Origin of the sequence: Streptomyces africanus (genome assembly GCF_030816955.1) — a bacterium.
GTDB classification, from domain to species: domain Bacteria; phylum Actinomycetota; class Actinomycetes; order Streptomycetales; family Streptomycetaceae; genus Streptomyces; species Streptomyces africanus.
Genome location: NZ_JAUSYP010000001.1, coordinates 7,596,159 through 7,616,119, shown reverse-complemented (window position 1 = coordinate 7,616,119; position 19,961 = coordinate 7,596,159). Strand labels below are relative to the sequence as shown.

At 72.8% G+C, this 19,961-nt stretch carries 17 protein-coding genes and 1 pseudogene; 11 read left to right on the top strand and 7 right to left on the bottom strand.

All coding sequences use genetic code 11. From position 1 onward, the window contains the following. The first annotated feature begins 6 nt into the window (after positions 1-6). The 4 genes from pcaG (at position 7) to QF034_RS34930 (ending at position 3,878) form a co-directional block, all read left to right on the top strand. Positions 7-612 carry a protocatechuate 3,4-dioxygenase subunit alpha gene (gene pcaG, locus QF034_RS34945; protein WP_307178672.1) on the top strand — a complete coding sequence of 202 codons (606 nt, stop codon included), beginning with the start codon at positions 7-9 and terminating at the stop codon, positions 610-612. Continuing rightward, positions 609-1,904 (top strand): 3-carboxy-cis,cis-muconate cycloisomerase, encoded by a 1,296-nt coding sequence (gene pcaB, locus QF034_RS34940; RefSeq protein ID WP_307178671.1) that lies wholly within the window; start codon positions 609-611, stop codon positions 1,902-1,904. Before pcaG ends, pcaB begins: the two co-directional genes overlap by 4 nt. After that, on the top strand, positions 1,901-3,022 hold the full coding sequence (gene pcaDC / locus QF034_RS34935; protein WP_307178670.1) for a bifunctional 3-oxoadipate enol-lactonase/4-carboxymuconolactone decarboxylase PcaDC: 1,122 nt from the start codon (positions 1,901-1,903) through the stop codon (positions 3,020-3,022). The genes pcaB and pcaDC overlap by 4 nt, the downstream gene beginning before the upstream one ends. Positions 3,023-3,086: 64 nt before the next feature. After that, a complete protein-coding gene (locus QF034_RS34930) occupies positions 3,087-3,878 on the top strand; it encodes an SDR family NAD(P)-dependent oxidoreductase (RefSeq protein WP_307178669.1) in 792 nt (263 codons plus the stop codon). Between the two features lies 1 nt (position 3,879). Here the strand turns inward: QF034_RS34930 and QF034_RS34925 are convergent, their stop codons facing one another. After that, on the bottom strand, positions 3,880-6,564 hold the full coding sequence (locus QF034_RS34925; protein ID WP_307178668.1) for an ATP-binding protein: 2,685 nt from the start codon (positions 6,562-6,564) through the stop codon (positions 3,880-3,882). 180 nt (positions 6,565-6,744) lie between these two features. Here QF034_RS34925 and QF034_RS34920 point away from each other — a divergent pair, with 180 nt between their 5' ends. The 3 genes and pseudogenes from QF034_RS34920 to QF034_RS34910 all read left to right on the top strand — a co-directional run. Continuing rightward, on the top strand, positions 6,745-8,046 hold the full coding sequence (locus tag QF034_RS34920; RefSeq protein WP_307178667.1) for an MFS transporter: 1,302 nt from the start codon (positions 6,745-6,747) through the stop codon (positions 8,044-8,046). Between the two features lie 4 nt (positions 8,047-8,050). Next, positions 8,051-9,205, top strand: coding sequence for an anhydro-N-acetylmuramic acid kinase (locus QF034_RS34915; protein ID WP_307178666.1), 1,155 nt, complete (start codon positions 8,051-8,053; stop codon positions 9,203-9,205). A 57-nt stretch (positions 9,206-9,262) separates the two neighbouring features. Next, a pseudogene (locus QF034_RS34910) lies at positions 9,263-9,343 on the top strand (DUF2510 domain-containing protein); the annotation flags it as partial. 108 nt (positions 9,344-9,451) lie between these two features. Here QF034_RS34910 and QF034_RS34905 read toward each other — a convergent pair. Beyond that, the gene (locus tag QF034_RS34905; RefSeq protein WP_307180123.1) at positions 9,452-9,655 is read right to left on the bottom strand and encodes a hypothetical protein; all 204 of its coding nucleotides are present in this window, start codon (positions 9,653-9,655) and stop codon (positions 9,452-9,454) included. A gap of 126 nt (positions 9,656-9,781) precedes the next feature. Between QF034_RS34905 and QF034_RS34900 the strand changes: the two genes are divergently transcribed. Beyond that, positions 9,782-10,864: a collagen-like triple helix repeat-containing protein gene (locus QF034_RS34900; RefSeq protein ID WP_307180050.1), complete on the top strand. Its 1,083-nt coding sequence runs from the start codon at positions 9,782-9,784 to the stop codon at positions 10,862-10,864. Between the two features lie 173 nt (positions 10,865-11,037). Here the strand turns inward: QF034_RS34900 and QF034_RS34895 are convergent, their stop codons facing one another. After that, the gene (locus QF034_RS34895; RefSeq protein ID WP_307178665.1) at positions 11,038-11,646 is read right to left on the bottom strand and encodes a TetR/AcrR family transcriptional regulator; all 609 of its coding nucleotides are present in this window, start codon (positions 11,644-11,646) and stop codon (positions 11,038-11,040) included. Positions 11,647-11,815: 169 nt separating this feature from the next. On the opposite strand from QF034_RS34895, the gene QF034_RS34890 reads away from it, so the two are divergent. Together QF034_RS34890 and QF034_RS34885 are read left to right on the top strand one after the other, a co-directional pair. Beyond that, positions 11,816-12,631, top strand: a complete 816-nt coding sequence (locus tag QF034_RS34890) for a phosphatase PAP2 family protein (RefSeq protein ID WP_307178664.1) — start codon at positions 11,816-11,818, stop codon at positions 12,629-12,631. Then, positions 12,628-13,575 (top strand): DMT family protein, encoded by a 948-nt coding sequence (locus QF034_RS34885; RefSeq protein WP_307178663.1) that lies wholly within the window; start codon positions 12,628-12,630, stop codon positions 13,573-13,575. Before QF034_RS34890 ends, QF034_RS34885 begins: the two co-directional genes overlap by 4 nt. Here QF034_RS34885 and QF034_RS34880 read toward each other — a convergent pair. Then, positions 13,565-15,616 (bottom strand): phosphocholine-specific phospholipase C, encoded by a 2,052-nt coding sequence (locus QF034_RS34880; protein ID WP_307178662.1) that lies wholly within the window; start codon positions 15,614-15,616, stop codon positions 13,565-13,567. The two genes, QF034_RS34885 and QF034_RS34880, sit on opposite strands and share 11 nt — an antisense overlap. A gap of 163 nt (positions 15,617-15,779) precedes the next feature. Between QF034_RS34880 and QF034_RS34875 the strand changes: the two genes are divergently transcribed. Then, positions 15,780-17,069 carry an MFS transporter gene (locus QF034_RS34875; RefSeq protein ID WP_307178661.1) on the top strand — a complete coding sequence of 430 codons (1,290 nt, stop codon included), beginning with the start codon at positions 15,780-15,782 and terminating at the stop codon, positions 17,067-17,069. A 13-nt stretch (positions 17,070-17,082) separates the two neighbouring features. On the opposite strand, the gene QF034_RS34870 is transcribed toward QF034_RS34875, so the two are convergent. The 3 genes from QF034_RS34870 to QF034_RS34860 form a co-directional block, all read right to left on the bottom strand. After that, the gene (locus QF034_RS34870; protein WP_307178660.1) at positions 17,083-18,138 is read right to left on the bottom strand and encodes a hypothetical protein; all 1,056 of its coding nucleotides are present in this window, start codon (positions 18,136-18,138) and stop codon (positions 17,083-17,085) included. 175 nt (positions 18,139-18,313) lie between these two features. Beyond that, positions 18,314-18,493, bottom strand: a complete 180-nt coding sequence (locus tag QF034_RS34865; RefSeq protein WP_307178659.1) for a LysM peptidoglycan-binding domain-containing protein — start codon at positions 18,491-18,493, stop codon at positions 18,314-18,316. A gap of 95 nt (positions 18,494-18,588) precedes the next feature. Beyond that, positions 18,589-19,827 carry a PP2C family protein-serine/threonine phosphatase gene (locus tag QF034_RS34860; RefSeq protein ID WP_307178658.1) on the bottom strand — a complete coding sequence of 413 codons (1,239 nt, stop codon included), beginning with the start codon at positions 19,825-19,827 and terminating at the stop codon, positions 18,589-18,591. Positions 19,828-19,961 lie beyond the last annotated feature (134 nt).

Genomic DNA, 19,961 nt, shown 5'->3' with positions numbered 1-19,961 from the left:
CCTGCCATGACGAAGATCGACACCAGCAGGCCGGAGAGCGTGCTGCCCACCCCGTCGCACACCGTCGGCCCGTTCTACGGCCACGCCCTGCCGTTCCGCGGCGGCGAGGAGATCGCGCCCCTCGGGCATCCGGACACCGTCACCCTGCACGGGTACGTCACCGACGGCGCCGGCACTCCGTTGCCGGACGCCCTGATCGAGCTGTGGGGCGCGGACCCGGACGGCAACGTGCCGACGGCGGACGGTTCGATGCGCCGTGACCCGGCGTCGGGCGGCTTCCTGGGGCGCAACGGCGTGGAGTTCACGGGCTGGGGACGTATCCAGACCGATGCCAACGGCCACTGGTACGCGCGCACGCTACGGCCCGGCGCGCGCGGGCGGAGCGCTCCGTACATCAGCGTGTGCGTCTTCGCGCGGGGGCTTCTCGTGCACCTGTACACCCGTATCTACCTGCCCGACGACGAGGCGGTGCTCGCCGCCGATCCGCTGCTGTCCGGGCTGGAGGACGGGCGCCGCGACACGCTGATCGCCGTGGCGGAGGCGGCCGGCACGTACCGTTTCGACATCCGCCTTCAGGGCGAAGGCGAGACGGTCTTCCTGGAGTTCCAGTGACAGCTGCCCACGGTGACACCGGCCTGCTCGCCCCGGGGTGGGCCGACTCGGCGGCGGCGTCCGCCACGAGCGACCACGCCTATCTGCGGGCGCTGCTCGACGCGGAGGCCGCGCTGACCCGGGCCCAGGCGGCGCTGGGGCTGGCCCCCGCCGAGGCGGCGACGGCGGTGACCGAGGCGGCCGGTGCCGGCGCCTTCGACGTACGGTCCCTCGCCGAGCGGGCCCGCGCGGGCGGCAATCCCGTCATCCCCCTGGTCGCGGAGCTGACGAAGGCAGTCGGTGAGGAGTACGGCCCCTACGTCCACCGGGGCGCGACCAGCCAGGACATCATGGACACCGCGACGATGCTGGTCGCCGTGCGCACGCTGGACCTGGTGCTCGCCGATCTCGGCCGCACGCAGCGGGCGCTGGGGCGGCTGGCCGCCGAGCACCGTGACACCGCGATGCCGGGGCGGACGCTCACCCAGCACGCCGTACCGACGACGTTCGGGCTGAAGGCGGCCGGCTGGCGCGCGCTCGTCCTCGACGCGCGGGACCGCATCACCCGGGTACGCGGGGGCCTCCCCGTCCAGCTCGGCGGCGCGGCGGGCACCCTGGCGGCCTTCGGGGCGTACGGCGCGAGCGATCCGGCCGCGCTGCCGGCGGCCTACGCCCGTGAACTCGGCCTGTGCGCCCCCGATCTGCCCTGGCACACCCTGCGGACGCCCGTCGCCGATCTGGCCGGCTGCCTCGCCTTCACGGCGGGCGCGCTCGGCAAGCTCGCCGTGGACGTGCTGACCCTCTCGCGCACCGAGATCGCCGAGGTCGCCGAGGGCAGCGGCGGGGGTTCGTCGGCCATGCCGCACAAGTCCAATCCCGTACGGTCCACCCTCATCGCATCCGCCGCGCGGCGGGCACCGCAGCTCGCGGCCACGCTGTACGGGTCGCTGGCGGCGGAGGACGAGCGGCCGGCCGGGGCCTGGCACGCGGAGTGGGAACCCCTGCGGGACCTGCTGCGGCTGGCCGGCGGGGCCGCCCGGGACGCCGCCGAGCTGGCGGAGGGACTGCGGGTCAGGCCCGAGGTGATGCGCGAGCATCTGGATCTCACCGGCGGGTTGATCGTCTCCGAACGGCTGTCCGCCGAGCTGGCGCCGGTGCTGGGCCGCGCCCGCGCCAAGGAGCTCCTCACCCGGCTGGCCGCCGAGGGACGCCCGCCGGCCCAAGCGCCGGAGCTGGCGGACGTCGACCTCGATCCCACCCACTACACCGGCTCCGCCGGAGCCCTCACCGACCGTGCTCTGGAGCGACGTTGACACTTCTCGCCCACCGTGCCGAAGGACCCCCTTCCGCACCCCCGCTGCTGCTCGGCCCCTCCCTCGGCACGTCGAACGCCCTGTGGGACAAGGTCGCGCCCGAGCTGTCGATCACCCACCGGGTGGTCCGCTGGGACCTGCCGGGACACGGCAGCTCGGCGGCCGGTCTCATCGAGGCGGGCGCGACGGTCGGTGACCTCGCCGACCTGGTGCTGGCGCTCGCCGACTCGCTCGGCATCGAACGGTTCGCGTACGCGGGCGTGTCCCTGGGCGGGGCCGTGGGGCTGCACTTGGCCGTACACCGTCCGGAGCGGCTGTCGTCCCTCGCCGTGATCTGTTCCTCCGCGCACTTCAACGGGGCGAAGCCCTGGCAGGAGCGGGCCGCGCTGGTGCGGCGGGAAGGGCTGGCCGGGCTGGCGGAGAGTGCGGACGCGCGCTGGTTCACGTCCGGTTTCACCGTGCCGGAGCTGGTGGAGGACCACCGTCGCGCCGACCCGGAGGCGTATGCGGCCTGCTGTGACGCGCTCGCCGCGTTCGATCTGCGGGACCGGCTGGCCGAGATCGCCGTACCGGCCCTGCTGGTCGCCGGACGGAACGACCCGGCGACGCCGCCCGCGCATCTGCGGGAGATCGCGGACGCGGTGCCGGGCGCGACGCTCGTGGAGCTCCCGGGCGCCTCGCACCTGGCGCCCGCGCAGTGCCCGGAGGCGGTGCTGACCGCGCTGCGGGCGCACCTCGGCGGTCCCGCCGGCCGCGGTATGGAGGTGCGGCGCGAGGTGCTCGGCGACGCGCACGTCGACCGGGCGCAGGCCCGGCAGACCCCCTTCACGGCGCGCTTCCAGGACTTCATCTCGCGCTACGCCTGGGGCGAGATCTGGACCGACCCGACGCTGTCGCGCCGCGAGCGCAGCATGATCACCCTCACCGCGCTGGTCGCGCACGGCCACTACGACGAACTCGCCATGCACGTCCGGGCGGCTCGCCGGGGTGGGCTCACACCGGAGGAGATCGGCGCGGTGCTGCTGCAGAGCGCGGTGTACTGCGGGGTGCCGGCGGCGAACTCGGCGTTCGCGACGGCCCAGCGGGTGCTGGCGGAGGAGGACGGCACGGCAGGGTGATCCTGCTGGTCGTAGGCTCGACGGCAGCTCGCTCCGGCCCGCCCTGCGTGCCTACGGTGGGGGCATGTCCACGATCCTGATCACCGGCGCCACCTCGGGGCTCGGCCGGTACGTCGCCTTCGAACTCGTCCGTTCCGGGCATGTCGTCCTCGTCCACGGCCGGGACGCGGGCCGCACCGAGCGGCTGGCCGGGGAGCTGCGCGCCGAGGGGGACGCCGAGGCTTTCGTCGCCGACCTGGCCTCGCTGGCGCAGGTGCGTGAGCTGGCCGGGCACGTCGCCGACGCGCATCCCGAGCTCGACGTGCTGGTCAACAACGCGGGCGTGGGGTCCGGGACGCCCGGTGCGGGCCGTGAGCTGAGCGTCGACGGGCACGAGTTGCGGCTGGCGGTGAACTATCTGGCGCCGGTCGTGCTGACCCGGGCCCTGCTGCCGGTGCTGCGGGCGAACGCGCCGGCGCGGATCGTCAACGTCGGTTCGGCCGGTCAGGAACCCCTCGTCGCCGAGGACCCCGAGTTCACCCGCGGCTACGACGGCGTGTCGGCGTACTGCCGCAGCAAGTTCGCGCTCGCCGCCCACACGTTCGCGCTCGCCGGGGAACTGGACGGCACCGGCGTCTCGGTGAACGTGCTGCACCCGGCGACCTACATGGACACGGCGATGGTCCGCGAGGCGGAGGTCACGCCGTGGAACACGGTCGCCGACGGGGCGGCCGGGGTGCTGGCCCTGGCCACGCGCGACCTGGGCAGCGGCCGGTACTACGACGGGACGAGACCGGCGCGGGCCCATGAGGCGGCGTACGACCCCGGGGTGCGCGAGCGACTCGCCGCGGTGACCGACCAGTTGCTCGGCCTCTGAGCTACCCGGGCCCGGCGCCCGCCTTCAGCGCCGCGCGTGCCCGTGCCGCCAGTCCGTCCGCGCCGCAGGAGACCGCCAGGTCCAGGCCGCGGTCGAGGTCGGTCGCCGAGCGGGCGGCGATGCCGTACTCGATGCGGGCCGCCGCGTGCTCGTACTGGCAGGGCGAGGACTCCAGGAAGGTGACGGCCTGGGCGGCGAGGCGGACCGCGCGCTGGCCCGTCTCCAGGGCGGCGGCGCAGCGCAGGGCCTCGCCTATGGCGGTGTCCGTGCCGAAGCGCTCGGCCTGGCGGCGGACGTCGACGGCGAGCCGGGCGGCACGGGCCGGGTCCTCGGTGGCCAGGGCCCGGGCGAGGTCGGCCGCCCAGGGGACGAGCACGGGGTTGTGGTGCCCGCGCGCTGCCGCCGCCTTCTCGGCTGCCTCCAGTTCGTTGATGCCGTCCTTGAGGCGGCCGACGGCGAGCAGCAGCCGGCCGCGCACCGCCGGCGGATCCGGCAGCACTATGGTCGACGGGTAGGGCGGGGCGAAGCCGTACCGTTCGGCGATGTCCCAGGCCTCGTCGACATGACCGCGGGCGAGCAGCGTGTCGACGAGATTGCAGGTCACGGTCCAGTACAGGGGCAGTCCGCGACCGACCCGCTCGGCGAGGGGCAGCGCCTCGCGCAGGGACTGTTCCGCGTCCTCGAGACGGCCGCGCCTGCGGTGCGCGACGCCGACATAGGCGTGCGCCAGGGCGAGGTGTCCGCCGGTCCAGCCGGCGATCTCGTAGTTGCGCACGGCCTCGTTGAAGAGGCTTTCGGCGCGGTCGACGCGGTCGGTGAAGGCGTACGCGTTGGCCAGCATCAGCAGCAGTTCGATGCCCCACTCGGTGTCGGTCCAGCCGAGTCCGGGGGCCAGGCGGCCGTTGACGAGGGCGCGGTCGCACAGCTCGACGACCTCCTCGGCGTTCTCCCCGTGCATCAGGGCGTCGAATCCGCGCAGGATGAGCAGGGCGCGTTCGGAGTTGTTCCGGCCGGTGCAGGTCCGCGCGAGCTCGGCCAGGCGCTCGGAGCGGCCCGGCGATGACACCTCACCGGCGTGGATCCCCTCCCACATGATGCGCACGGCCTCCAGGCGCATCCGGGCCGGTCCGGGTTCCAGCCGGGCCGCCTCCGACCCGACCATGCGGACGGCCTCCTGCAGCTGGTCGTTGTGGACCAGTGCCTGGGACAGGCGGATGACGGCGTCCACCCGGTCGTCGCCGACGAGGCCGGGCATGCCGAGCGCGGTCCGCAGGTGGCCTATCGTCCTGGCGGGCACGGTCAGAAGTGTGGCGCAGCCCAGTTCGTACAGGACCTGTGCGTGGATGTCGGGCCGGGGCGGTTCCTCCAGCGCGCGTTCCAGGCAGCGCCGGGCGGCGTCGGGGGCGCCGACCGCGAGGTGTTCGCGGGCGGCCTCGCGCAGCTGCTCGACGAGTTCCTCGTCGTCGTCCGGGTGGACTTCGATGAGGTGGCGGGCGGCGGCAGCGGCGCCGTGTCCCTCGTCGGTGACGATGCGGGCGGCGATGCCGTGCATGGCGGTGCGCAGGGCGTCCGGGATCGAGTTGTAGACGGCGGTGGCGATCAGGGGGTGGACGAACTCCAGGTCGCCTTCGGCGGTGCGGCCGGTCGCGGGGTCGGGGGCGGTGAGGATGCGGGCGGTGCGCAGCAGTCCGGCGCAGCGGCGGGCCTCGTCGGGTTTCAGGGTGGCGAGCTTGGCGACCAGGTCGACGGAGATGCCGGTGCCGAGGATGGCTGCGGCCCAGGCGAACCTGGTGGCGTCGATGCCGAGTTCCTCCAGGCGGGCGACGATGCCGCCGCCGCGGGCCGAGCGGTTCAGCTCGCGCAGTTCCCCGGCCCGGGCCTCGACCGGTTCGAGTTCGCTGTCCCGCACCTTGGCGAGGAGTTCGACGGTGTCGTAGGGGTTGCCGGCGGTGACGGCCCAGACCTCGCGGCAGAACGCGGCGTCGGCGTGCTCGCCCAGGGCGGCGCGGGTGAGTCCGGCCGTGGCGTCCGGGGTGAGGGCACTCAGGGTCGTGACGGGGCCGTCCGCGGCGGCGGCGACGGTGTCGAGGTGCCGGGCGCTCGTGCCGGAGACCTCGCCCGGGCGGCGGGTGACCACGACCAGGACGGACATCTCGTCGCGGCGTTCGGCCAGCGCGGCGAGCCAGTGCAGGGTCTCCTGGTCGGCCCAGTGGGCGTCGTCGATGAGCAGCACCAGCGGCCAGTCCCGGCGGGAGAGCCGGCGCACGGCGGCGACGAGGCCGTCGCACACGCCCTGCGGGTCAGCCTGCCGGTCGCCCGGGTCCGCAATGCCGAGGGCGGGCCCGGCGATGTCGTACCAGTCGCCGAGGTACTCGCGGGCCTCCTCCTGCAGCATCGACATCAGCGCGGGTTGCAGTAACTGCCGTACGACGTTGAAGGGGACCGACCTGAGGGTCTCGCCACCGCGGGCCGACCAGACCTGGCAGCCGCGTGCCTCGGCGATGCGGCGGGTTTCGGCCAGCAGCGCGGTCTTGCCGAGTCCGGCCTCGCCGCGGAAGACCAGCAGCCCGCCGGACGAGGAGCGGTCCGCGCACAGGCTGTCGACCGCCCGCGCGACGGCGGCGACTTCCTCGTCGCGCTCCCACAGGGAAGCCGAGGCTGCGGCCGTGGGCCGTACCTCCGTCATCCCGCTACCTCCCCAAGTCGCCCGAATGACGTACAGACGTCGAGCGTAGCCGTCCGATTGCCTGAGTGGAGGATGCTCGGGGCACCTGTTGCCGTGATGGGTGACACCGGGTGCGGTCGGACGACGCATCCGGGCCGTCACCAGCCGTCTTCGCGTCAACGGCGTGCAATTGCAGGGGAGGTGACGTTCATTCACCACACCGGGGAGACACGGCGGGGCCGGCGGGCGCTGGTCGCCGGGTCGGTGGGCAATCTCATCGAGTGGTACGAGTTCGGCGTCTACGGCTACTTCGCGACGATCATCGCGGCGCGGTTCTTCACGCCGGAGGGCGGCAGTGAGATCGAGGGGCTGGTGAAGACGTACGCCTCGTTCGCGCTGGCGTTCTTCTTCCGGCCCGTCGGCGCGGCGCTTTTCGGCCGACTGGGTGACCGGATCGGCCGTCGTCCGGTGCTGGTCCTGGTGATCACGCTGATGACGGTGGCGACGACGCTGATCGGCGCGCTGCCGACGTACGCGCAGGCGGGTGCCCTGGCGCCCTGGCTGCTCACCTTCCTGCGGGTGCTCCAAGGGCTGTCGGCCGGTGGGGAGTTCGGCGGGGCCGTGTCGGTGATGACGGAGTTCGCGCCGCCCGGCCGGCGGGGGCTGTACGGGTCGTGGCAGTCGTTCACGGTGGCGCTCGGGCTGCTGGCCGGCGCGGGCGCGGCGGCGGTGCTCGCCACGGTGCTGACGGCGGAGCAGCTGGGATCGTGGGGGTGGCGGCTGCCGTTCCTGCTGACGCTGCCGCTCGGGCTGGGGGCGTTGTGGCTGCGGCTGCGGCTGGACGAGACGCCGGCGTTCGTGGCGGAGCGGTCCGAGGAGACCCCTCCCGCGCGCGAGGTCGTCAGGGCGGTCGTGCTGGGCGCGGGACGGATCATGGGCTGGGCCGCGGCCGGTTACACGTTCCTCGTCGTGCTGCCGTCGTATCTCCAGAGTTCGCTGGGCGCGACCTTCCAGCAGGCGCTGGTCGCCACCGTGCTGGCCAACCTGGGCTTCGCGGTGACGATCGTGCCGGCGGGGCTGCTCAGCGACCTGCTCGGGCGGCGGGCGGTGATGCTGACGGGGGCCGTGCTGGTGGTGGTCCTCGCGGTGCCACTGCTCAACCTTCTTCAGGAGCCCGGCGTTTCGAACACCGTGAAGGGTGTGGCGGTGTTCGGCGCCGGTGCGGTGCTGGGCCTGATGGCGGGGCCGGGTCCGGCGATGTTGTCGGAGATGTTCCCGACGCGGGTGCGCTGCACGGGCCTGGGACTCGCCTACGCGCTGTCCAATGCGGTGTTCTCGGGGTGCGCCGGGCTCATCATCACGGAGACGATCGAACGGACGGGGAGCGTCGACATCCCGGCGTACTACGCGGCGGCGGCGTGCGCGGTGAGCGTGCCGGCGCTGGTCACGCTGTCCGGGCGGCGGACGGGGATGGCCAAGGTGGCGGAAGAGAGGGCTGGTTGAGCGGATGCGGGTGATCGGACTCATGTCCGGGACGTCGTACGACGCCATCGACGCGGCGGCTGCCGACCTGGACCTCGTCGGCGACAGCCTGGTGCTGAAGCCGCTCGGCACGGTGAGCGAGCCGTACGACGGTGAACTGCGCGAGACCCTGACCGCCGCCCTGCCGCCGGGCACCACCACGCTGGGCGAGGTGTGCCGGCTGGACACCCTCGTCGGGCAGGCCTTCGCGGCCGCCGCGGTCCGGGCCGACCGGGAGCTGTGCGAGGGGCGGGCCGAGTTGGTGGCCTCGCACGGGCAGACCGTCTACCACTGGGGCACCGGGAAGGAGGTGCACGGCACGCTCCAGCTCGGGCAGCCGGCGTGGATCGCCGAGGCGACCGGGCTGCCGGTGGTCGCCGACTTCCGGCCGCGGGACATCGCCGCCGGCGGACAGGGCGCCCCGCTGGTCAGCCTGTTCGACCTGCTATGGCTGCGGGGCCGGCCGGGCAGGCCCGTCGCGCTGAACATCGGCGGCATCGCCAACCTCACCGCGCCCGACGGGACCGCGTTCGACACCGGGCCGGGCTGCGCGCTGATCGACGCGGCGGCCCGGGGGTTCAGCGGCGGCGCCCTGGCCTACGACACGGACGGGGCCCTGGCCGGGCACGGGCGGGTGCACGGGCCGCTGCTGGACCGGCTGCTGGAGGAGCCGTACTACGCGCTGCCCGCGCCCAAGACGACGGGCAAGGAGCTGTTCCACCTCGGTCGTCTGCGGGACGCGCTGGCCGGGTTCGGAACGCTGCCGGCCGAGGACGTCGTCGCCACCCTGACGATGCTCACGGCCAGGACGGTGGCGGACGCCGTGCGGTCGGTGGGCGCGACGGAGGTCGTCGCCTCGGGCGGCGGGACCCGCAACCCGGTGCTGATGGGGATGCTCGGGGAGCTGCTGCCGGGGGTGGCGGTGCGCATTTCGGACGAACTGGGGCTGCCGTCCGGGGCGAAGGAGGCCTACGCCTTCGCGGTCCTGGGGTTCCTGACCCTGCACGACCTGCCCGGAACCGAGCCCGCGAGCACGGGTGCGCGGCATCCGAGCGTGCTCGGTTCGGTGACCCCGGGCCGGGACGGGCTGCGGCCGCCCCCGCCGGCCGGCCGTCGGCCGACGCGTCTGCTGCTGGACTGACGCGATCCGTTCGGCTCCTCTCATCCCGCTTTCACCGACGCCTCATACGGTGGGGGCATGACGCAGGAGACTCCTCCCGGGTGGTACCCCGACCCCGGACAGAAAAGTGACGGGCCCGCCACCGTGCGCTGGTGGGACGGCAAGACCTGGACGGACCGCATCCGCCCGGCGCAGCCGACCGCGACCTGGGCTCCCCCTGCCCAGGATCCGGCCCCTGGTGAGGCTCCGTCGGGAGATCCGGCCTCTTCAGCTGATATGTCGCCCGCGGAGCAGCAGGGTGCCGCCGGGCATCCGGGCGGTGCCGGGAATCCGCCTGGCGCCGGACAGCCGACCGGCGTTGGACAGCCGCAAGCGCAGCAGCCCGCCGATGCCGGGGCACCAGGAGCCGCCGGGAGGCCGGCCGGTGCCGGAGAGCCGGCCGGTGCCGGAACCCCGGGAGCACCCGGGCACCCGGCGAGTGCCGAACCACCGGGACATACCGGGAATCCGGCCGGTGCCGGAGAGCCGGCCGGCGCCGGAACCCCCGGAGCACCCGGGCAACCGGCGAGTGCCGAACTACCGGGACATACCGGGAATCTGCCCGACGCCGGAGAGCCGGCCGGTGCCGGAACCCCGGGAGCATCCGGGCACCCGGCGAGTGCCGGAGCAGCGGGACCCACCGGGAATCCGGCCGGTGCCGGAGCCCCAGGGCCCTCCGGATATCCGGGTGGTGCCGGACAACCGGCCGTCGCGGCGTATCCGGGCGGCCCTGGGTATCCGCCCGGCGCCGGGTATCCGGCAGCCCCCGGGTATCCCGCCTACCCCGCCGCGCCTCCGGCCGCCGGCCGAGGGCGAGGGCTGCGGATCGGGATAGCCGTGGCGGCAGCCGTCGTCGTCCTCGCCAGCATCGGTGTCGGCGTGTACGCGCTGACCGACAACGGCGGCTCGGGCGGCGGTTCCGCCACCTCGCAGGGACCGGGCGGTCCGGGCGGACCCGGGGGCCAGGGCGGGCCGTTCGGCGGACCGGGCGGATCCGGGGGGTCCGGAGGCGACGGTGGATCCGGAGGCTCCGGCGGGGACGGCGGCTCCGGCGGGGACGGCGGCTCCGGCGGGCCGAGCCCCTCGCCCGAGCAGTCCGAGCCGCCGAAGATCAGGAGCGGGTCGGTGACCGACGCGGTCAGCGGGATCAGCCTGCCGATCCCCAAGGGCTGGTACGGCCAGGAGGTCAGGGCCGGCGCGCAGGTGACGTCCGACGACTCCTACAAGTGCCCGGGCGACACCTCCTCGACCTGCATGAAGGGCGGAGCCTACTCGGCCCCGGCCCTGGCCCTCGGCACCAAGGGCAGCACCGCCGAGGAGATCGCCAAGGCGGACATCGCGGCGAACGCCGAGGAGTCCTACGGCGGCAAGTCCTACGGCGGGATCACCTCCCACGACGTGCTGGACTCCAAGGCCGTGACCGTGGCCGGGCAGAAGGGCTACCTGGTCCGCTGGAAGGCCGTCACGAGCAAGGGCGCCGACGGCATCGTGGAGTCGCTCGCGTTCCCCTCCCCCGCGAACGCCAAGCAGATGGTCGTCGTGCGCTTCGGCGTCGACGCCGACCAGAAGGAGTCCGTCCTGGACGAGATCACCAAGGGCATCGAGGTCGCGACGGGCGGCGGCAACGGCCAGAACGTCTGACCGGCCCCGACCCGGCCGGGCCACAAGGGGGCCCGGACACCGTCGGCCGGGTGGGGCGCCCCCGCCGCTCACAGGGGCACCCCGCCCGGCCGGGGGGTGCGCGCCGCCCCCGTCCCCACGGGTCGGCGCGGTCGGGTCGCCGTCCGGTCACCCCGTGGACGGCGGCCCGGGTCTCAGGTGAGGCCCAGTGCCGGCAGTACCGCCGCCTCCACGAACCGGACCAGATAGTCCGGGTCCGCGTCCTCGCCCTCCAGCACGGGCCGGATGCGCAGGACGCCGAACATCTGCGCCGGGATGTACTCCAGCGCCGGATGATCCGCGGGCACCTCTCCCCGTTCGACCCCGCGCCGGATGATCTCCTTGAGCGCGGCGATCTCCGGTTCCACCAGCGCCTCGCGCAGCGCGCGCTTCAGCTCGGGGTCCTGGGGCGCGGCATGGGCGAGCGCCTGGAGGAGCTTGGTGTCCCGGCCCGACAGCTCGCCCGCCGCCCGGGCGGCCTCGCGCAGATCGTCCGCGAGCGAGCCGGTGTCGATGCAGCGCGTCCGCCGGTGGGAGCGCAGCGCCGCCGCCACGAACTGGGGTTTGGTCTTCCACTGCCGGTAGAGCGTGGACTTGCTGCACCGGGTGCTGGCCGCGATCCCCTCCATGGTGACGGAGTCGTATCCGCACTCGCGGAGCTGCCCCAGCACGGCGTCGTAGAACTCCTGCTCACGCTCGGGCGTGATCTTGGAGCGGCGCGTGACACCGACCGGCTCGGGCCGGTCCGCAGCCTGCGACGTCATGGGCGGTGCTCCCTGGCTTTCGTCGGGCGGCCGGAAAATTCCCGGCCGGCGCTGTGTCGTTCGTCTATCGATACGCCAGTGTACCGGTACGCGGCCGTATCGGTACACTGGCGTATCGGTACGCACTCGTACCGATAACAGCACCACCGTCACCGAAGGGGCCGGGGGAATGAATGCCCGCACCGAGCCTGCGCCGGCGGGGTCCGACGCGCTAGCGCGACCGCCGCTCGTCCGGGAGCTCCTGCTCGTCGCAGGGCTCTTCCTCGTCTACAAGCTCGGCCGGCAGCTGGCCACGGGCCACACCGGCGAGGCCTTCCACAACGCGCACCGCGTGTGGGACCTCGAACGAGCGGTTCACCTGCCCGGCGAGGGGGCGGTGCAGTCCCTGCTGCTGCACGGCGACGGCCTGGTGCACATCGCGAACACCTACTACGCGGCCGTCCACTTCCCGGCCACCGCCGCCTTCCTGATCTGGCTCTACCTGCGCCGCCCGGCCCACTACGTGTGGGCCCGCCGGGTGCTGGCCGCCGTCACCGCCGCCGCCCTGGCGCTGCACCTGCTGTTCCCGCTCGCCCCGCCGCGCATGCTGGCAGGGACCGGCCTGGTGGACACGGCGCGGGTGTACGGCCCGTCGGTGTACGGCACTCCCGCGACGGACTCCCTGTCGAACCAGTTCGCGGCGATGCCGTCGCTGCACTTCGGCTGGGCGCTGATGGTGGCGGTCGGCCTGATCGCGGCGACCCGCTCGCGCCGGCGCGGGCTGTGGCTGCTGCATCCCCTGCTGACGCTGCTGGTGATCGTCGGCACCGCGAACCACTACTGGCTCGACGCGATCGTGGCGACGGCGTTGCTGGGTCTGGCCCTGGCGGCAATCCATCTGCCGCACCGCACGGTGACGACGGCGGGCCGGGCGCAGGGACGGCTCGTACCGGCCCGGCCTCAGGCTCGGGCCGAGGAGCAGGTGCTGGCGGGTGCGGGCCGATGAGCGCCGTCCTCGTCGCCGTGGTCCTGTCCCTCGTCTCCGCCGTCGCCTACGCGGCCGCGGCGGTGGCCCAGGAGCGGCTCGCCTCCCGCTCGCCCGGCTCGGGCACGCTCCGGCTGCTCGCCCATGGCGCCTGGTGGTGGTCGGTCGGGCTGAACGCGGGTGCCGCGCTGCTCCACGTCGTGGCGCTGAAGTACGGTCCGCTGACCGTGGTCCAGCCGCTCGGCGCGCTCACCCTGGTCGCGGCGGTGCCGATGGGGGCGCGGCTCGCGGGGCGGCGGGTGAGCGCCGTCGAGTGGCGCGGCACCGCGCTGACGCTGCTCGGCCTGGCCGCGATCCTGGTCACGGCGTCCGGGCCGGCGCCCGACGACGTGCTGAGCGTGCCCGAGGCGCTGACGGTCGCGGGCACCACCGCGGCCCTCATCGGGGTGCTGTCCCGGCCGGGCGCCCGTCCCGGGCTGCGGCACGCGAGCGCGTCCGGCGTGGCCTCCGGGGTCGCCTCGGCCCTCACGCAGACCGTGACGGTGGCCGCGACGGACCGGTCCGGTCCGCTGCTGAGCGTGCAGGTGGTCGGGGTGGCGCTGCTCGTGGCGGCGTTCGCGGCCGGCGGGCTGCTGCTGTCGCAGACGGCCTACCGGGGCGGTCTCGGCGGCCCGCTCGCGATGGTGACCCTGGCCAATCCGCTGGCCGCCGCGGTGATCGGCCTGGCGCTGCTGGGAGAACGCCTCCAGGGCGGCCCGGCGGGCGTGTTGCTCGCACTCGCCGGGGCCGGCCTGGCGTCCTGGGGCGTGGTGCTGCTCAGCCGGACGACGCCCGCAGCCGTCCCGGCGGACGACGACCATCCGGTGGCCGCCGTCCTGGCTCTGGAACCCGGCTCCGCCACGGCCGAACCGGTGCTGGTTCCCCGGCCGCACGATCCGGGGCACCTCACCGCGGCTACTCGGTGATGATCGCCGGGTCACTCACGCCCGGCTGCCCGTTCTCGACGTGTCCCGCGAACCGCCGCAGGAACGTCTTGTCGCCCTCGGCGGTGACGGTCAGGTCGTACCAGCGGCGGCCGGCGGCGAGGTCCACGGTCCGGCACGCCTTCGCGCCCGGGCGGAGGGTGACGGTCGAGGGCCGGCCGCCGTAGCCGTCGGAGAGCTTGAGACGTGCCGTGCCGGAGCCCTTGTTGGTGAAGGTCAGCTCGATGTCGTCGCCGGTGTGGCGTGCGGTGACCTCGCAGCCGGCCGTGGTGTTCGACCCCTTGAAGACCCGCACGAAGCCGTTCGGTCCGTGCACGGTCAGGTCGTAGGAGCCCGCCGGCCAGGCCGAGTCCCAGGTGTCGGAGAGTGTCTTGCCGGCCTCGGTGGTGTACACCCAGGGGCCGTCGGTGCGGTTGCCCGAGGTGATGTGGAACGCGGCGCCGGCCTTCGGCCCGGAGGCGAAGGTGAGGGTGAGCTTCCCGGCGGCCGCGTCGACCGAGGCGTCCACATGCGGGGCGTACTTCAGCGGCCGGGCGCGGCGCAGACCGCGTTCCTGCCGGGGCATGCGCGGGTCGGCGGGCGGGGTGGGCTTGTAGTCGGGGTGGCGTTCGCGGTCCTGCGGCTCGTACGCGTCGGTGCCGGGCAGCGGGGCGGGCCTCGTGTCCTTGCGGGAGAAGTCGAAGGCGGAGGTCAGGTCACCGCAGATCGCCCGGCGCCAGGGCGAGATGTTGGTCTCGCGCACGCCGAAGCGGCGCTCCATGAACCGCAGGATCGAGGTGTGGTCGAACGTCTCCGAGCAGACGTATCCGCCCTTGCTCCACGGCGAGACCACCAGCATCGGCACCCGCGGGCCGAGGCCGTAGGGGCCGGCCGTGTTCTTGCCGTCGCCCGGGAAGAGGTCGAGGGAGACGTCGACGGTGGACTTGCCGCGGGAGGCGTCCTTCGGCGGCAGGGGCGGTACGACGTGGTCGAAGAAGCCGTCGTTCTCGTCGTAGGTGATGAACAGGGCCGTCTTCGACCAGACCTCCGGGTCGGCGGTGAGGGCGTCCAGGACCTGGGCGATGTACCAGGCGCCGTAGTTCGACGGCCAGTTGGAGTGCTCGGAGAAGGCCTCGGGGGCGGCGATCCAGGAGATCTGCGGCAGCCTGCCGGCCTTGACGTCGGCCTTCAGCACATCGAAGTAGCCGTCGCCGGCCTTGGCGTTCGTGCCGGTGCGGGCCTTGTCGTACCAGGGGTCGCCGGGCTTCGCGTCGCGGTACTTGTTGAAGTACAGCAGCGAGTTGTCGCCGTAGTTGCCGCGGTAGGCGTCCTCGATCCAGCCCCAGGAGCCCTTCGCGTCGAGGCCGTCGCCGATGTCCTGGTAGATCTTCCAGGAGATGCCGGCCTGCTCCAGGCGCTCCGGGTAGGTCGTCCAGCCGTAGCCGAGCTCGTCGTTGCCGAGGACCGGGCCGCCACCGGTGCCGTCGTTGCCCGTGTAACCGGACCACATGTAGTAGCGGTTCGGGTCGGTGGAGCCGATGAACGAGCAGTGGTAGGCGTCGCAGACGGCGAAGGAGTCGGCGAGGGCGTAGTGGAAGGGGATGTCCTCGCGGGTCAAGTAGGCCATGGTCGTGGTGCCCTTGGCGGGTACCCACCGGTCGTACTTGCCGCCGTCGTAGGCCTGGTGGCCGTCGGGCCAGGAGTGCGGCAGGCCCTCCAGGAACTGCATGCCGAGGTCGTCGGCGTCCGGGTGGAACGGCAGGATCTCCTTGCCGTCCTTCTCCTGGTGCCAGACCGGCTTGCCGTTGTCGAGCGTGACCGGACGCGGGTCGCCGAAGCCGCGCACGCCTCTCAGGGTGCCGAAGTAGTGATCGAAGGAACGGTTCTCCTGCATCAGGACGACGATGTGCTCGACGTCCTCGATCGAACCGGTGCGGTGGTTGGCCGGGAGCGCGGCGGCACGCTGGATGCTGGCGGACAGCGCGCTGAAGGCCGTGGTGGCACCCGCGAGTTGGAGAAAGCGGCGCCGGTTGACTTCGGACATGAAGGACAGACCTCTCATCCTGAGGTACGGGATGGCCGGAACGTGACGGAATCTGCGCGGAAGGAGTGTTTCAGGGACACCAAACGACAAGGAAGGGGCCGGTGACACTCGTGTGAAAGTCGCCGGTACGTGAGGTGTGCCGGGGCGTTGTCAGGGGAGGGTCATGGACGTGACAGAGACGCAGACGGCCTCCCCGCCGACGAAACGGCCCGTTCGCCAGCTCCTCGCCGCCTCCGTGGGCAACGCCGTGGAGTGGTACGACTGGTACGCCTACACGTTTCTGGCCACCTACATCGCCGCCCAGGTCTTCCCGAAGAGCGCGGACAACTCGCTGGTGCCGCTGCTGTCCACGTTCGCGGTGTTCGCGGTGGGCTTCTTCATGCGGCCGGTCGGCGGGCTGCTGATGGGCGCGGTCGCGGACCGGCACGGACGGCGGGCCGCGCTGACGGTCACCATCCTGCTGATGGGCGGCAGCAGCCTGCTGGTCGGGCTGACCCCGACGTACGCGGCGGTGGGCGTACTGGCGCCGGTGATCCTCGTCCTGGCGCGGTTGCTGCAAGGCCTGTCCGTGGGCGGCGAGTTCGCGGCCTCGACGACCTTCCTGGTCGAGTCGGCGGCCCCCGGCCGGCGCGGGCTGTTCTCCAGCTTCCAGTACGTGTCGACGACCGTGGGACAGCTCGTCGCCTCCGGCATCGCCACGCTGCTCGTGGACACGCTGAACGACGGGCAGATGAACGGCTGGGGCTGGCGGGTGCCGTTCATGCTGGGGGCCGTGCTGAGCCTGGTCGGCTTCTGGATCCGGCAGGGCGCGCAGGAGACCCGCAGCGCCGAGCAGCAGCAGGCCCCGCGCCCCGGCCTGTTCGAGGCGCTGCGCCGGCACCCGCGCGAGTCGCTCCTCATCGGCGGCATCACGGCGGGCGGCACCATCGCCTACTACACATGGACGTCGTACCTGCCCACGTACGCCGAACTCAACGCGGGGCTGGACAAGTCGGACGCGCTGCTCGCGGGCACGATCTCACTGGCCTTCTTCGCCCTGCTGCAACCGCTCGGCGGCCTCCTGTCGGACCGCTTCGGCCGCCGGCCGCTGCTCCTCTTCTTCGGCCTGGGCTTCGCCCTGCTCACGGTGCCCCTGCTGCACGCCCTGCGGGACTCGTTCGCCGTGCTGCTGCTCGTGCAGTGCGCCGGCATGGTGCTGCTGACCGGGTTCACCTCGATCAGCGCGGCCGTGAACGCGGAGATCTTCCCGCCCCGGGTCCGCGCGGCCGGCATCGGCTTCCCGTACTCGCTGACGGTCGCCCTCTTCGGCGGCACGGCTCCGTACGTGGGAACGCTGTTCAAGGAGGTGGGCCACGCCGGGCTGTTCCCCTGGTACGTCGCGGTGCTCTGCCTGCTGTCGTCGCTGGTGTACCTGCGGCTGCCGGAGACGGCTCACACACCTCTGCGGCGATGAGCGGGCGGCCGGGTCAGGGCCCGGCTCGTGCGCGAGTCCCGTCCGCTCCGTCGTCCGCGGGCTCTTTCTCGCGCGTCCCCTCCTGTGCCCCCTCATGCGGTCCCGCGCCGTCCTGGAAGGCGGCCTGCGGTCCGGGCGCCCTGGTCTCTCCCGGCACGTCGCTCTCCTTGACGGCGGCTCTCTCGGCGTCGACCACGGCGTCGGTCGTCCTGCCCACCTCCGCCAGCGTCATCTGGGCGCGGTCGTCGACCAGCCGGGTCACCAGGTGCTGGGCGGCGCCGAAGGCCGCGGCCCAGCCGAGGACCTGCGCCCTGCTGTCGAGATCACTGAGCCCGGGGACGAAAGCGCCCCGGATCAGGAGCAGTCCGAGGAAGGCGGACAGGGCTCCGGTGGGGAACTTCAGCACCGCCGACGCCAGGGGCAGCATGTAGGGCGAGTCGGTGCCCCGGATGCGGCGCAGGGAGGCGATGACGGTGAGTGCCGCGCCGGCGAGCCCGGCGATCTCGACGGTGAGGATGTCCCTCGGCTCGGCCAGGTCGCTGGCGGGGATTCCCGCCGGCACATTGGGATGCTCCGCGGTAGGGCACACGACATCGATCCCGCCCGCGTTCCCGGGGTCGACCTTGGGCGTGAAGCACATGCTCAGCGACTGAGGGAAGAACCAGCCGTAGACGGCGAGGCCCGCGACACCGAACAGGACGAGGAACGTCGCGGTCCACAGGATGTTGCGCAGGCTGCGCACCCGGGCCAGTTCGTCGTCCAGCGCGTTGTACGCGGCGTCGAGCGCCCGGACCATGAGGTCACGGTCGCTCGGTGAGATCTCGCCGGAGATGATGGAACGGAGCCGCCGGGCCAGACGGACACGTCGCGGGTCGTCCGTTTCCAGATGATCCTTGACCAGCGCCATGACCTCGCTGGCACGGCCGGCGGCTTCCTCGTCGGAGACCAGTTGCAGGAGCATCACCTCCGCGCTGCGAATGTTCGACCAGACGCCCTCACGCGCGGCCGACCCGGACCAGGCACGCCGCCATCCGAAATCCTCGTCGGCAGCCGAGCCGGCCTTTTTCAAATGACCCCGCATTCCCTCGACGAGCGCCTTGCGGTCTTCGGAGCAGGGCGTGACACGCTCGCGTTCCAGCTGTGCTTCGAGATAGGCGATCCGGGTTTTCGCCCGTGCGCGCCAAGCGGTCCGCGGTGGCCGGCCCGGAGCGGTTCCGGTCACTCGTATACGGCGGGCCGGCGCACTACTCACCCTGCATTTCCGGGGGAGCCACACGGATCCGCTGTCCGGGGTGAATGAGATCCGGATTCGTGATCTGGGGGTTCCACTCCAGAATCTGGTCCAGCGTTACGCGGTACATAACCGCGATCTCACTGAGCGTGTCGCCACGTTTCACCACGTAGAACTCTGCTGTCTTTTCCATGTGTCCACACTAAGCGAATTACCCGCCACGGAAAAGTCGAGAATTCCGTTTCAATTTCACTTTTTGATACGGAAACGGCTTCCGTTGAAACCGCCTCACAGGCGGACCACGACCAGGGCGATGTCGTCGTCCCGACCACCGCCGGGGACGCCCATGTCGATCAGCAGTTCCTCGGCGAGTTCTTCCACCGAGAGGGCGCCGTGCCGGGCGAGAGCGTCGATCAGCCGGGCCAGGCCGGTGTCGATGTCCTCGTCGCGGCGTTCGATGAGGCCGTCGGTGTAGAGCACGAGGGTGTCCCCTCGGGAGTAGGACAGACCCGCCTGGGGGCGGGGCACGTGTTCCGGCCGGGCACCCAGCGGCGGGTCGGTGGCCTGATCCAGCAGTTGGCAGCTGCCGTCCGGGCTGAGCAGTATCGGCGGTGGGTGGCCGGCGTTGCTGTAGATGATCAGCCGGCTGCGCGGGTCGATGAGCACCTTGGCCACGGTGGTGGCCAGCGCGCCGTCCACCGCCCTGGCGTACAGGCCCAGCACCTCCAGGGCCTGTGCGGGGCTGGGCACGGCCCGGATGGCGGCGCTCAGGGCGCTGCGCAGCATGCCCATCACGGCGGCGGCCTCCAGGCCGTGGCCGACGACGTCCCCGATGGCGATGGAGTAGCGGTCCGGCGGCAGATCGACCACGTCGTACCAGTCGCCGCACACGTTGAGCGATCCGCTGGCCGGCAGATAGCGCACGGCGATCTCCCGGTGCCTGTCCAGGTCGGGCGAGCGGAGCATGACCTCCTGGAGGGTGACGGCGATCTCGCGTTCGCGGGCGTGCGCCTGGCGCAGCCGCTCGTTCAGCTGTTCAAGATCCTGGGAACGGGCGTACACCTGGGCCGCGATCCCTGTCACCTGGTTGCTCAGCGGCGGGGTGAGCTCCCGGATGAGGGGGGAACGCATCAACTCGGTGACGTCGTCGGCCCGCGCGATGATCCATTTCACGGCGCCGTCCGTCCCCAGGACGGGGCTGGACATCCCGCACCACCAGCGCTCCTCCACCTCGCCCGGCTTGCCGTCGACGGGAATGTCGAATCGCCGCGGTGCCACCACGTCGGTCGCGTGGGTGTCCAGCACGCGCTGGAGCGAGGCGCCGAAGTCACGCGCCGCCTCCGGCGCGCCGGGGGTGTCCGGAAACGCCTCCAGGATGTACCGCCCGGCCAGCTCTTCGCGGCTCCTGCCGGTGACCTGGAGGTAGGCCCGGTTCGCATGGCAGACCACCAGGTCGGCGTCCAGCACCAGGTACGGATTCGGTGCGGCGTCGAACAGCTCCTCGAAATCGATCTCCGCTGACGTCACGCTGACCTGCCGATCTTTACAGGCGCGACCGCTGCAACTCCAACCTAAGGGCAGCTCGCCGGGCACGCCCGCCGGACGACCAACGACAGGAGAATACGCCCGCCCGCACGGGTGCCCCGGCCGGCCGCTCGGGC